The following is a 13227-nucleotide window of genomic DNA, read 5'->3' as shown; positions in this document are numbered from 1 at the left end:
GTGCTCGTAGACATGGATGTACGAGTACGCCACCCGCACGCGCAAGGAGACGCCCCGACCATGCCCGGCATCAGCGGCAACGGCGCCGTGACGCGCAGCACCCTGCGGCAGCAGATCGCGGACGCGCTCCGGGACGAGGTGCTGGCCGGGCGGCTCCAGCCGGGGCAGGAGTTCACGGTCAAGGAGATCGCCGAGCAGTACGGGGTGTCCGCGACCCCGGTGCGCGAGGCGCTCGTCGACCTGTCCGCGCAGGGCCTGCTGGAGGCCGACCAGCACCGCGGCTTCCATGTGCGCGAGTACTCGCTGCACGACCTCCACGACATGATCAAGGCCCGTGCTCTGGTCACCGACGGCATGTTCCAGGCCGCCGTCTCGGCACCCGAGGCCTTCCGCCGGCCCGACGACCCGTACGTCAAGGCCACCCTCACCGGGGTGCGCCGGCGCGGCGAGGAGGCGCAGCGCGCGGCCACCGCCGGCGATCTGACCGTCCTGATCGGCTACGACCTGCGCTTCTGGCGGGAGCTCGGCGCCCTGTTCGGCAATCCCTACCTCTCCGACTTCCTGAACCGGCTGCGCGTGCAGTTCTGGGTGTGCGCGGTGCAGCACCTGCGCCGCCGCGGCGATCTGCGCGGCCTGCTGTGGTCAGCCCACACCGAACTCGTCGACGCCATGGTGAGGGGCGACGCCCCGGCCGCCCGGGCGATCGTCGCCGCCTACAACGCGCACGACCTCGCCCTCGTCGAGCGGCTGGCCACCGCATGAGCGGGACCGTCACCGGGACCGTCGACCTGTCCGTCGTCATCCCGGCCTACAACGAGGAACGGCGGCTCGGTCCCACCCTCGACGCGGTCACCGCCTACCTGGCCGACAACGAGGGCCGCTTCGGCTCGTGGGAGGTCGTCGTCGCCGACGACGGGTCCACGGACGGCACCGGCGGCCTCGTCACGGACCGCGGGGACCCGCGCGTCCGGCTCGTCGCCGGCGACCGCAACCGCGGCAAGGGCCACGCCCTGCGCCTCGGGGTGGCCGCCACCCGCGGCCGCCGGGTGCTGGTCACCGACGCCGATCTCGCCGCCCCCATCGAGGAGTTGGAACAGCTCGACAAGGCGCTCGGCGAGGGCGGCGCGGCCGCGATCGGCTCCCGCTCGGTGCCGGGCGCGACGATAGCCAGGCACCAGCACCGGGTGCGCGAACTGCTGGGCCGCGCCGGGAACTTGCTGATACGTCGCATCGCGGTGCCCGGCATCCGCGACACCCAGTGCGGCTTCAAACTCTTCGAGGGCGACCAGGCCCGCGAGGCGTTCGCCGCCTCCCGGCTGAGCGGCTGGGGCATAGACGTGGAGGTCCTCCAGCACTTCCGCCGCCGCGACTGGCCGGTGGCCGAGGTGCCGGTCCGCTGGTCACACCAGACCGGTTCGAAGGTCGGCCCGCTGGACTACCTCCGGGTCCTCGCCGAACTGGGCCGCCTCAAGGCCCGTTCCGTCCGCCCGGCCGACCTGTTCGCCGCCGCGCTCTTCCTGCTGATGGCGGTCACCCTCTACTCGGGCCGCCTCTTCGACCCCTCCCACCGCTACCTCCCCGACTCCCTCCAGGACCAGAACCAGTGGGAGTGGTTCTTCGCGGTCACCGCCGACAGCGTCGCCCATCTGCGCAACCCCCTGTTCACCGATCTCCAGGGCTTCCCCGACGGCGTCAACCTCATGGCCAACACGGTCATGCTGGGGATGTCCGTCCCCTTCGCCCCGGTCACGCTGGCCTTCGGTCCGGCGGTCTCGCTCAGCGTCTGCATGACCCTGGGGCTCGCGGCCACCGCGGCCGCCTGGTACTGGCTGATCGCCAGACGGGTCGTACGGCACCGGGGCGCGGCCTTCACCGGAGCCTGCCTGGCCGCCTTCGCCCCGCCGATGGTCAGCCACGCCAACGCGCACCCGAACTTCGTGATCCTGTTCATGATCCCGCTGATCGTCGACCGGGCGCTGCGCCTGTGCGAGGGCACCCGGGTGCGGCGGGACGGGATCACGCTCGGACTGATGACGGCGTACCAGATCTTCCTCGGCGAGGAGCCGCTGCTGCTCGCCGCGATCGGCATGACGCTGTTCGCCGCCGCCTACGGGCTCGTACGCAGGGAGGTCGCGCGGGAGGCCTGGCGGCCCCTGCTGAAGGGCCTGCTGATCGCCGCCGCGGTGTGCCTGCCGATCGTCGCCTACCCGCTGTACTGGCAGTTCGCGGGCGCGCAGAGCTACAAGAGCGTGCTGCACGGCGACAACGCCGGCAACAGTCCGCTCGCCCTGATCTCCTTCGCCGAGCGCTCCCTGTTCGCGGGCGACGCCCAGAAGGCGAACGCCCTGTCCCTGAACCCCACGGAGCAGAACGCCTTCTACGGCTGGCCCCTGCTCCTGCTCGCCTTCGGGATCACCGTACGGCTGTGGGAGCACGCGCTGGTGAAGGCGCTGGCGGTCACGACGGCCGCCGCGGCCCTGCTGTCCCTGGGCCCGAAGTTCCGCGTCCCGCTGACCGACACGGTCTACCCCGGCCCGTGGGCGCCGCTCGCCCACCTGCCGCTGTTCGAATCGGTCATCGAGGGGCGCGTGGCGATGATCTGCGCGCCGGCACTGGGCATGCTGCTGGCGATCGCCGTCGCCAGGATCACGGCGACCGGCCGCGTCGGCACGCTCTACGGCGGCCTGCTGGCGGTCTGCCTCGCACTGCTGCCGCTGGTCCCGGCGCCGCTCAAGGCCGTGGACCGCGCCCCGGTGCCGGAGTTCATCACGGCCGGCCTGTGGAAGTCCTACGTCCGCGACGGCGAGTCCCTGGTGCCGATACCGCTGCCCGACCCGGGCAACGCGGAGGCCCTGCACTGGCAGACCGCGGCCCACCTCGGCTTCAAGCTGCCCGGCGGCTACTTCAACGGCCCCTACGGGCCCGACCGCGTCGGCATCTACGGCGCCGTCCCCCGCTACACCTCCAACATGTTGCGGGACGTGAGCTACACCGGGTCCGTACCGGCCCTCGGCAAGGACTGGCGGGCCCAGGCGCGGCGGGACTTCGCCGACTGGCACGCCGGCGTCCTGGTCCTGGCGCCCCAGCAGCACGAGGAACCGCTGCGGGAGGCGGTGACGAAGCTGGTGGGCCGTCCGGGCACGTGGACCGGCGGGGTGTGGGTATGGGACCTGCACGAGGGGAGCTGAGCGGTTCCGCACCGACTACGCTTCTACACTCTTCTTCACGCTCTTCTTCACACTTTTCGACCACCGAACACGCTGGAAGCCCTGCCCTCCCGAGGAGCCCTCTTTGGCCTGTGACCTGTGGCTGGTACCGCTCGTCGACGTCTTGTGCCACACCCCGGACAACCCGTTCGCCGAGGAACTCGCGCAGTACAACAAGGTGCTCGCCGAAAACGGGCTTCCACCGGTGCCGGTGTACCAGTACATGCCCGGCCTGTCGGGGGAGGTGGCGCCGGTGGCCGGCTTCGACTACGACGCGCTGCACTTCCTGCGCCGCGCCTACCTCCTCCAGCTCTGCGGACTGCCGTTGACCCCGGTCGACGAACTGGGCGGCGACTACGAGCAGTTGCTGGAGATGTTCGAGACGACGGCCCAGCAGTCGCACCTGGTCTGGCACTACGACCACGCCGGCGCGTACGTCCCGCTGGACTTCCCGCACCCCTTGTCCAACGAGGAACTCCTTTCCGGCGGCGGCCCGTTGGGCTCCTCCCAGGCCCTCCTGCGTGAACTGGAGCACGTCGCCCCGTCGTTGGGCATCGACCCGGCCAACCCGCCGGCCGCCCCCGACCCGCCGCTCGGCCCCACGGAACTGGAACAGCCGGCCGCCCCCGCGCCGTACGACCCCAGCCCCTTCGCCCGCGAACGCCACGTCTGGCTGGGCCTCCACGCGGCGGCGACACGGAGCCTGGCCCAGGGCTCGATGATCGTCTTCAGCTGAGGTCGGATGACCCACTGCCCGCCGCAGATCGGCGGGCAGTGGGTGCACCCTCGCGACGAGCTGCCTTCCCGCCGGAGCCGACGGCACCCGCGATGCGACCGCGCCTTGTGACCACATAGGTCGAACGCGAGGGACGGCCTGTGCGGTGACTCCGCGCAGGCCGTCCCGTCGGACCTCCCGGAAGAGGGCGCCGTTCTAGAGGAACGAGTTGATCTCGATCGTCTCGTCGCGGCCCGGGCCGACGCCGATCGCGGAGATCGGGGCGCCGGACATGTCCTCCAGGGCCTTGACGTAGGCCTGGGCGTTCTTCGGGAGGTCGGCGAAGGTCTTGGCCTTCGTGATGTCCTCCTGCCAGCCGGGGAGGTACTCGTAGACGGGCTTCGCGTGGTGGAAGTCGGTCTGGGAGTAAGGGAGTTCCTCGACGCGCTCGCCGTCGATCTCGTAGGCGACACAGACCGGGATCTGCTCCCAGCCGGTGAGGACGTCGAGCTTGGTGAGGAAGAAGTCGGTGAGGCCGTTGACCCGGGTGGCATAGCGGGCGATCACCGCGTCGAACCAGCCGCAGCGGCGGTCGCGGCCGGTCGTCACACCCCGCTCGCCGCCGATCCGGCGCAGCGCCTCGCCGTCCTCGTCGAACAGCTCGGTCGGGAAGGGGCCGGAGCCGACGCGGGTGGTGTAGGCCTTGAGGATGCCGATGACGCGGCTGATCTTCGTCGGGCCGACGCCGGCGCCCGTGCAGGCGCCGCCCGCGGTCGGGTTGGAGGAGGTGACGAAGGGATACGTGCCGTGGTCGATGTCCAGCAGCGTTCCCTGGCCGCCCTCGAAGAGGACCACCTTGTTCTCGTCCAGCGCCTGGTTGAGGATCAGGACCGTGTCGGCGACGTACGGCTTGATCTGGTCGGCGTAGCCCAGCAGCTCCTCGACCACCTGGTCCACGGCGATCGCGCGCCGGTTGTACAGCTTGGTGAGGATCTGGTTCTTGGCGTCGAGGGCTGCCTCCACCTTCTGGGTGAGGATCGACTCGTCGTACAGGTCCTGAACCCGGATGCCGACGCGGTTGATCTTGTCCGCGTAGGTCGGGCCGATGCCCCGGCCGGTGGTGCCGATCTTCCGCTTGCCGAGGAAGCGTTCCGTCACCTTGTCGACGGTGACGTTGTACGGCGTGATGACGTGGGCGTTGCCGCTGATCAGCAACTTGGACGTGTCGACGCCTCGCTCGTTCAGACCGCTCAGCTCGGAGAGCAGGACCGACGGGTCGACGACCACACCGTTGCCGATGACCGGCGTGCAACCGGGCGAGAGGATTCCGGAAGGAAGGAGGTGCAGTGCATACTTCTGGTCACCGACGACGACGGTGTGGCCGGCGTTGTTGCCGCCTTGATATCGCACTACATAGTCCACGGAGCCACCGAGCAGGTCGGTGGCCTTCCCCTTGCCCTCGTCACCCCACTGAGCACCGAGCAGCACAAGTGCGGGCACGCGCGTACACCCCTTCCGGGCGGGGCATGTCCAGGGTCAGGGGCGTACGCGGAGGGTTCACCGCCGCGTGCACCGCGACCGTCGTCGGCCGCTCAACCGTCGGACCGGATGCCCCGGAATAGACGAAGCCCCCGGCGCAATAGCGCAAAGGGGCTCTTGCACAAAGATGCTACCCGAGGAAGCGAGGCAGGACCGAGGTGGCGACTTATCCGACGTCCGATCAGCTGCTGGTGGTCATCGACCCGGTCGCCCGGAGGACGGACGGGGAGTCCGTACGGATCGCGAAAGACGTGCTCAGCGCGGGTGCGGCCGCCAAGGTGTGCCTGCCGGACGGGCCGGAGGAGTTCACCCGGGCGCTGGCGCGGCGCGGCTCGCGGCGGCCGGTGGTGGTCGGCGACGACCGGGCGCTGCTGCGGGCGGTGTCGGCGCTGCACCGGCAGCGGGAGCTGGCCGGATGCGCGCTGTCGGTGGTGCCGGTCGGGGGCGCCCTGTCGCTGGTCCGCTCGCTGGGGGTGCCGACGGGACCGGTGGCGGCGGCCCGTGCGGTGCTAGAGGGCGCCGAGCGGCGGCTGGACCTGCTCGTCGACGACAGCGACGGGGTGGTGCTGGGCACGCTGCGCATCCCGCCGGTCCCCCCGCGCCAGGAGGATCCAGCGGGGTCCACGGCGGTCTCGTCCGGGGCGGGACATCCGTGGCTGCGGACCTGCCAGTCCCTCGTACGGACGCTGGTGACCCGCCCGCCGAGGGCCACGGCGGTCGCCGGGCCGGGCGGCCCCTCCCGGCTGCGGGTGGAGGTCGACGGGGAGACGGTCGTGGACCTGGAGCAGCCGGTGGAGGCGGTCTCGGTCACGCCGGGCGGCGGCACGGGGAAGGCCGAGGTGGAGGTGCGGCGGCTGTCGGTGGGCGCGGAGGCCTCGCCGCTGCTGGCCCAGGGCCGCACGGTGACCGTCTCGGGAGCCGGCTTCCGCTACCGGGCGGACACGGTGGTGGCGGGGCCGGTGCGGACGCGGACATGGCGGGTCGTGGAGGGGGCCTGGGGCCTGACGCTGCCGGTGACGGGGTGAGCAGGCCCCGGGGGGCCGGCCGGCCGCGTCACCCGCGGGGCTTCTCCTCCTGGTAGCGGCGCCAGCGCTCCATCATTCCGGCGACGTCCTGCTCGATGAACTCGAAGAAGGCCAGCGTGTCGGCCAGCCGACGTCCGGCCGGGGTCTCGACCCCCAGGTTGGCCACGCCTTCCCGCAGGGCGTCCTCCCAGCGCTTGATGAGCGCGTCACGGCTGGTGAGCGCCTCGTACCACTGCTCGCTGTGGACCCGGTAGCGCTCCCGACGCGAGCCGGGCTCCCGCTCGCGGGAGACCAGGTGCACCTGGGCGAGGTAGCGCACCGCGCCGGAGACGGCCGCGGGGCTGATCTTCAGCTGGCCGCCGAGCTCGGCGGAGGTCAGGGCGCCGGCGTCGGAGGCGAGCAGCGCGGCGAAGACCCGGGCCGGCATGCGCGGCACGCCCGCCTCGACGAGCTGGGCCGCGAAGTGCTCCACGAACTGCGACACCACCTCGGGATCCCGCTCCACCGCCGCTTCCCGCTCCGCCATCCCGGACCCTCTCCCCTGTTCGGACACCACCGTCGAGTCTAACCTTGCTTTTATACGCTTCCTTAACTTCACAAATTTGTGAAGTTAGCGTACGTTCCAAAGCATGACCACGGCAAACCCCGCCATCGAGGTATCCGGCCTGCACAAGTCGTTCGGCGGCACGCGGGCGCTGGACGGCCTCGACCTGAATGTCGCCGCCGGCGAGGTGCACGGCTTCCTCGGCCCCAACGGCGCCGGCAAGTCCACCACCATCCGGGTCCTGCTCGGCCTGCTGCGCGCCGACTCGGGCGCCACCCGGGTGCTGGGCCGCGACCCCTGGGCCGAGGCGGTCGAGGTGCACCGCCGGATCGCCTACGTGCCCGGCGACGTGACCCTGTGGCGCAACCTCTCCGGAGGAGAGGTCATCGATCTGTACGGCAGGCTGCGCCAAGGGGGCCGCGCGAAGCGCGTCAGGCAGGGTGGTGGTGGGCGACGGGCGGGCGGTCTCGACCGGCGGCGCCGGGACGAGCTGGTCGAACGGTTCGAGCTGGACCCGACCAAGAAGGGGCGGACGTACTCCAAGGGCAACCGGCAGAAGGTCGCCCTGGTCGCCGCCTTCGCCTCCGACGTCGACCTGCTGATCCTGGACGAGCCGACCTCCGGCCTGGACCCGCTGATGGAAGAGGTCTTCCAGCGGTGCGTGGAGGAGGAGCGCGACCGGGGCCGCACCGTCCTGCTCTCCTCCCACATCCTCAGCGAGGTCGAGGAGCTGTGCGACCGGGTGAGCATCATCCGCAAGGGCCGCACGGTGGAGAGCGGCTCGCTGGCCGACCTGCGCCACCTCACCCGCACCAGCGTCACCGCCGAACTGGCCGGACCGCCCAACGGGCTCGCCCGGCTGCCCGGCGTGCACGACCTCGACGTCCAGGGGCACCGGGTCCGCCTCCAGGTGGACACCGACAAGCTGAACGAGGTGCTGCGCTCGCTGAGCGAGTCGGGCGTGCGGTCGCTGACCTCCACCCCGCCGACGCTGGAGGAGCTGTTCCTGCGGCACTACCACGACGAGGCCGAGGCCGAGGCGGGCTCCGGGACCGGCGCGGAAGCCGCGGAGGTGGCGCGATGACCGCGGCCGTCTCCACGCCCGCCGCCGTACCCGCCGCCCGCTCCCGCAACCTGGCCGGCACCGGCACCCTGCTGCGGTTCGCCCTGCGCCGCGACCGCGTGATGATCCCGGTGTGGGTCGCGGTGAACGCGCTGATGGTCCTGTCCATGCCGAACACGCTCAAGGGCCTGTACGCCACCCCGGCCGAGCGCGCCGACCTGGTGCGCCAGATGGCGACGAACGCCTCCCTGCGCGCCATGGTCGGCCCGGTGTTCGGCGACTCGCTGGGCGCGCTGACGGCCTGGCGGGTGGGGGTGTACGCGGGTGCCCTCGCCGCCGTCATGAGCCTGCTCGTCGTCGTCCGGCACACCCGGGACGAGGAGGAGAGCGGACGGCAGGAACTGGTGTCGTCCGGGATGGTGGGCCGCCGGGCACCGCTGACGGCGGCGCTGCTGGCCGCGGCGGTCGCGAACGCGGCCCTGGCCCTGCTGATCACGGCCGGTCTCGCCGGGCAGGGCGCCGCCGGTGCCCTGGCCTTCGGGCTCGGGGTGGCGGGCGTGGGCATGGTCTTCGCCACGATGGCGGCGATCGTCGCCCAGCTCACGGAGAGCGCCCGGCTGGCCCGGGGCCTGACCTCCGCCGTCCTGGGCGCCGCCTTCGTGCTGCGGGCCGCGGGCGACTCCGGGACGGACGACGGTTCGTCGGTGCTGACCTGGCTGTCCCCGCTGGGCTGGCTGGAGGACCTGCGCGCCTTCGCCGCCGAACGCTGGTGGGTGCTGCTGCTGTTCGCCGCGGCGACCGCCCTCCAGGCGGGTATCGCCTACGACCTCGCCGGGCGCCGGGACCTCGGCATGAGCTTCCTGCCCACCAGGCCGGGACCGGCCCGGGGCCGCCTCGCCACGGCGGGCGCGCTGGCCTGGCGGCTGCAACGGGGCAGCGTGCTCGGCTGGAGCATCGGCTTCTTCGTCGCCGGAGTCGTCTACGGCGGGATGGCGGACGGCGCGGCCCAGCTCGTCGGCGACAACGCCAAGGCGCGGGAGATCTTCCAGCGGATGGGCGGGCAGTCCGGTCTGACGGACGCCTTCCTCGCCGCGATGGCCGGGATGCTCGGCCTGGTCGCCGCGCTCTACATCGTGGCGTCCGTGCTGCGCCTGAACGGCGAGGAGACGTCCGGCCGCGCCGAACCGGTACTGGCGGGCGCGGTGGGCCGGCTGCGCTGGGCCGCCGGGCATCTGCTGATCGCCTTCGGCGGCTCCGGCCTGATCATGCTCCTGGCCGGGCTGGGCATCGCGGTCGGCCACGGCAAGCAGGTCGGGCCGGTGCTCGGCGCGTGCCTCGTGCAGGTGGCCGGGGTGTGGGTGATCGGTGGCATCGCCGTCCTGCTCTACGGCGTCCTGCCGCGGGGTGCCGTGGCCGCGTGGGGTGTGGCCGGAGCGGTCCTGCTGATCGGCTGGATCGGCCCCGCCCTGAACGTCCCCCAGTTCGTGCTGGACCTCTCCCCCTTCGGCCACCTGCCGAAGCTGCCGGGCGGCCGGATGGAGTGGGGCCCGGTCGCCACCCTGCTCGCCCTCGCCGCACTCCTGGTGACCGGAGGACTGGCGGGCCTGCGCAGACGGGACATCAGCGGCTGAACGTGCGACGGGGCGTGCGGCTCGGCCGGCGCGGTGCTTGAGCTCCTCGGCGTCGAGTTCGATCGGATTCGATGCCGAGGAGCTCCCGATGCGTCAGCCCACCGCCACGTTCAGGCCGTGCAGTCCGCGGATCACGAAGTTCGGCTTCCGGTCCGGCTCCGCCGCGAGTGTGAGGGTCGGGGCTCGCTCCAGCAGGGCCTTCATGGAGGCGGCCAGTTCGATGCGGGCCAAGGGGGCGCCGATGCAGTAGTGGATGCCCGCGCTGAAGGAGATGTGGGGGTTGTCCCGGCGGGTGAGGTCCAGGCGCTCGGGGTCGGTGAAGACCGCCGGGTCGTGGTTGGCCGAGCCGAAGAGCATGGCGATCTCCGCGCCCCTCGGGATCGTGGTGCCCGCTATCTCGATCTCGTCCAGCACCCAGCGCTCGAAGAGCTGGAGCGGGGTGTCGTAGCGCATCAGCTCCTCGATCGCGGAGGGGATCAGGGAGTGGTCCGCGCGCAGGGCCGCCAGCTGCTCCGGGTTGCGGAACAGCGCCCACCAGCCGTTGACCGTGGCGTTCACCGTGGCCTCGTGACCGGCGTTGAGGAGCAGCACCGCCGTGGAGATCATCTCCTGCTCGGTCAGCCGGTCGCCCTCGTCGTACGCCGCGATCAGCCCCGAGATCAGGTCCTCGCCCGGCTCCTTGCGGCGCTCGGCGATCAGCTCCCGCAGATAGTCGGAGAACTCGACCGACGCCCGTACCGCCTTCGCCGCCGTCTCCTCGGACGGGTTCAGCTCGTACATCCCGCAGATGTCCGCCGACCAGGGCCGCAGCTGCGCCCGGTCCGGCTCGGGGATGCCCAGCATCTCGGCGATCACAGCCACCGGCAGCGGTTCGGCCACGTCCCTCAGCAGATCGCCGCCGCCCGCCGCCACCAGCGCGGCGACCAGCTCGTTCGCCAGGTCGTGCACGTACGGCTTGAGCCGCTCCACCGTACGCGGCGTGAACGCCTTCGACACCAGGCGCCGGATCCGGGTGTGGTCCGGCGGCTCCAGGTCGAGCATCCCGTGGTCGTTGAGGACGTGGAACGGCTCGTGCTCCGGCGGAGGCGGCGTACGGCCGAAGTCCTCGTGCGTGAAGCGGTGCTGGTACGTCCGGCCCAGCCGCCGGTCCCGCAGCAGCGCCGAGACGTCCGCGTGGTGCGGCACCAGCCACTGGTCGGTGGGCTCGTAGTGGAGCACGCGGCCCCGCGCGCGCAGCTCGGCGTAGGCCGGGTAGGGGTCGGCGAGGAACGCCGGGTCCCACGGGTCGAAGGCGAGGCCGGAAAGAGCGGACATGCCCGGACGTTAGCCCGGCCACCCCCGATCCGACCAGGGGTGTCGCCCACCTCGTACAGGGACCGCCCGGGGCGGCTCACCCCGGCGTGACCAGTCGCGCCTCGTAGGCGAACACCGCCGCCTGGGTGCGGTCCCGCAGGCCCAACTTGACCAGGACGCGGCTCACATGGGTCTTGACGGTCGACTCGGCGACCACCAGCCGCTCGGCGATCTCCGCGTTCGACAGGCCCTGCGCGATCAGCACCAGCACCTCCGTCTCCCGCTCGGTCAGCTCCCCGTACGCCGCCTGCGCGGTGGCCGCGAGCCGCGGGGGCTCGGTCAGCTTCGAGAACTCCGTGATCAGCCGCCTGGTGACCGAGGGGGCGAGCAGCGCCTCGCCGGCCGCGACCACCCGCACCCCGTCGGCGAGCTGCCGCGCCGAGGCGTCCTTGAGCAGGAACCCGGAGGCCCCGGCCCGCAGCGCCTGGTACACGTACTCATCCAGGTCGAACGTGGTCAGCACCAGCACCTTCGCCGTGCCGTCCGCGGCGACGATCTCCCGGGTCGCCTCTATGCCGTTCAGCTCCGGCATGCGGATGTCCATCAGTACGACGTCCGGGGCCAGTTCGCGTACCCGCTCCACCGCGTCGCGGCCGTTGACGGCCTCGCCGACGACCTCGATGTCCGGCATCGCGTTCAGCAGGACCGAGAAGCCCTCGCGCACCATCATCTGGTCGTCCGCGACCAGCACCCGGATCGTGCCCGTGCTCATGCGCCGGCCTCGTCGTCGTCCGTGCGCTCGACCACCGTGGCGACCGGCAGGAACACCGCCACCTCGTACCCGCCGTCGCCGGCCGGGCCCGCCGTCATCTCGCCGCCGAGCATCGTCACCCGCTCCCGCATGCCGGTGATGCCGTGCCCGGATCCGGGCGAGGGCTTGAGCAGGGACGGCTTGGGCGGCGGGCCGTTGACTATGCGCAGGGCCAGCCCGCCGAGGACGTAACCGATCTCGACGCGGGCGCTCGCGCCCGGCGCGTGCCGCAGGGTGTTGCTCAGGGCCTCCTGGACGATCCGGTACGCCGACAGCTCGACGCCCTGCGGGAGTTCGCGTACCGCGCCCATCGTCGTCCTGTCCACCGCCAGCCCGGCCTCCCGCACGTTCGCCAGCAGGGTGCCGAGGTCGGCGAGGGTGGGCTGCGGCGCCTCGGGGGCCTCGTAGTCCTCCGCGCGGACGACGCCGAGGACGCGGCGCAGCTCGGTGAGGGCCGCCACCGCGTTCTCCCGGATCGTGGCGAAGGCCTTCTCCAGCTCCGGCGGCGGGTTCTGCACCCGGTAGGGGGCGGCCTCGGCCTGGATGGCGACGACGGACATGTGGTGGGCCACGACGTCGTGCAACTCTCGGGCGATCGTGGTGCGCTCCTCCAGCAGGGTGCGGCGGGAGCGCTCGTGCGCGGTCACCGTCTGCTGGGCGGTCACCTCCTGCTCGGCGTCCTTGCGTATGTGCCAGACGGTGACGACGAGGAGGACGAGCGCGGAGAGGACCAGCATGGGTGCCGAGTTGTTGCCGTAGACGTAGCCGAACAGCGCGTCGCCGACCACGACGTAGAACGCGGTGGCCGCCCACATCCACGCCGCCGTGCGCGGCCGGGTGCGTATGGCCGCCACCGTGAGCACCGTCAGGTGCGAGATGTAGCTACCGGGCTGCCACGGCCAGGTCGAGTAGGACCCGACGAGCCACGTCGAGGCCGTGGCCGCCATCAGGGACACCCAGAACGCTCCGACCGGGCGGACCAGGGTGAGCAGCATCGGGGCGAGGGCCAGCAGACCCGGCAGCAGGGCCGCGCCACTGCCCGCGCTGCTCGCCCAGCCGACGAACAGCGCCAGCAGACCGGCCCCCGCCACCACGGCGTGCGGGGTCCAGGCCGCGTACGGACGTATACGGCCGGGCAGCCGCCGGGTCAGCGGGCCGTCGACCCTCATGGGCGGCAACGGACGGTAGGCGAAGGCGTCGTGGAACAGGTCCCGGCGCAGCCCGCCCAGAGCGTTCGCGGCGAGCTTGTACTCCGGGCTGCGCGGCTTGTACGGGCTGAAGGCGCCGTCCGGCGTCGTCTGCTGCGCCTGCTGCGTCTGCTGCGTATCGGTCACGCTGAAAACGGTAGGCGCAGGCGGCGGTCGCGGTCGTCCCCTGTGAGAGGGGTCCTTCGCGGTACG

At 72.1% G+C, this 13227-nt stretch carries 11 protein-coding genes; 6 read left to right on the top strand and 5 right to left on the bottom strand.

Going from position 1 to position 13227, the window contains the following annotated elements:
• Nucleotides 1-60 precede the first annotated feature (60 nt).
• From ACIQFZ_RS19115 to ACIQFZ_RS19105, 3 genes are all read left to right on the top strand, one after another.
• Complete coding sequence (locus ACIQFZ_RS19115; protein WP_141359694.1) at nucleotides 61-762, top strand: GntR family transcriptional regulator; 702 nt, start codon at nucleotides 61-63, stop codon at nucleotides 760-762.
• Nucleotides 759-3188 carry a glycosyltransferase gene (locus tag ACIQFZ_RS19110; protein ID WP_402691744.1) on the top strand — a complete coding sequence of 810 codons (2430 nt, stop codon included), beginning with the start codon at nucleotides 759-761 and terminating at the stop codon, nucleotides 3186-3188. Before ACIQFZ_RS19115 ends, ACIQFZ_RS19110 begins: the two co-directional genes overlap by 4 nt.
• A gap of 103 nt (nucleotides 3189-3291) precedes the next feature.
• Nucleotides 3292-3942, top strand: coding sequence for a hypothetical protein (locus ACIQFZ_RS19105; protein WP_383055759.1), 651 nt, complete (start codon nucleotides 3292-3294; stop codon nucleotides 3940-3942).
• A 195-nt stretch (nucleotides 3943-4137) separates the two neighbouring features.
• On the opposite strand, the gene ACIQFZ_RS19100 is transcribed toward ACIQFZ_RS19105, so the two are convergent.
• The gene (locus ACIQFZ_RS19100; protein WP_141359700.1) at nucleotides 4138-5421 is read right to left on the bottom strand and encodes an adenylosuccinate synthase; all 1284 of its coding nucleotides are present in this window, start codon (nucleotides 5419-5421) and stop codon (nucleotides 4138-4140) included.
• A 197-nt stretch (nucleotides 5422-5618) separates the two neighbouring features.
• Here ACIQFZ_RS19100 and ACIQFZ_RS19095 point away from each other — a divergent pair, with 197 nt between their 5' ends.
• Nucleotides 5619-6485, top strand: coding sequence for a diacylglycerol kinase family protein (locus tag ACIQFZ_RS19095; RefSeq protein WP_365420667.1), 867 nt, complete (start codon nucleotides 5619-5621; stop codon nucleotides 6483-6485).
• 28 nt (nucleotides 6486-6513) lie between these two features.
• On the opposite strand, the gene ACIQFZ_RS19090 is transcribed toward ACIQFZ_RS19095, so the two are convergent.
• Nucleotides 6514-7011 carry a MarR family transcriptional regulator gene (locus tag ACIQFZ_RS19090; RefSeq protein ID WP_365420664.1) on the bottom strand — a complete coding sequence of 166 codons (498 nt, stop codon included), beginning with the start codon at nucleotides 7009-7011 and terminating at the stop codon, nucleotides 6514-6516.
• Nucleotides 7012-7114: 103 nt separating this feature from the next.
• Here ACIQFZ_RS19090 and ACIQFZ_RS19085 point away from each other — a divergent pair, with 103 nt between their 5' ends.
• The gene (locus tag ACIQFZ_RS19085; protein WP_402691743.1) at nucleotides 7115-8113 is read left to right on the top strand and encodes an ATP-binding cassette domain-containing protein; all 999 of its coding nucleotides are present in this window, start codon (nucleotides 7115-7117) and stop codon (nucleotides 8111-8113) included.
• Complete coding sequence (locus ACIQFZ_RS19080) at nucleotides 8110-9723, top strand: ABC transporter permease (RefSeq protein ID WP_365420658.1); 1614 nt, start codon at nucleotides 8110-8112, stop codon at nucleotides 9721-9723. The genes ACIQFZ_RS19085 and ACIQFZ_RS19080 overlap by 4 nt, the downstream gene beginning before the upstream one ends.
• A gap of 93 nt (nucleotides 9724-9816) precedes the next feature.
• On the opposite strand, the gene ACIQFZ_RS19075 is transcribed toward ACIQFZ_RS19080, so the two are convergent.
• The 3 genes from ACIQFZ_RS19075 to ACIQFZ_RS19065 form a co-directional block, all read right to left on the bottom strand.
• Nucleotides 9817-11037, bottom strand: coding sequence for a cytochrome P450 (locus tag ACIQFZ_RS19075; protein ID WP_365420656.1), 1221 nt, complete (start codon nucleotides 11035-11037; stop codon nucleotides 9817-9819).
• Nucleotides 11038-11113: 76 nt separating this feature from the next.
• Nucleotides 11114-11788, bottom strand: coding sequence for a response regulator (locus ACIQFZ_RS19070; protein ID WP_376652446.1), 675 nt, complete (start codon nucleotides 11786-11788; stop codon nucleotides 11114-11116).
• The gene (locus ACIQFZ_RS19065) at nucleotides 11785-13161 is read right to left on the bottom strand and encodes a sensor histidine kinase (protein WP_402691742.1); all 1377 of its coding nucleotides are present in this window, start codon (nucleotides 13159-13161) and stop codon (nucleotides 11785-11787) included. The genes ACIQFZ_RS19070 and ACIQFZ_RS19065 overlap by 4 nt, the downstream gene beginning before the upstream one ends.
• Between the last annotated feature and the right edge of the window lie 66 nt (nucleotides 13162-13227).

The organism is Streptomyces sp. NPDC093064 (assembly GCF_044754605.1).
Lineage (GTDB): Bacteria > Actinomycetota > Actinomycetes > Streptomycetales > Streptomycetaceae > Streptomyces.
This window is presented reverse-complemented; position numbering and strand designations above follow the sequence as displayed.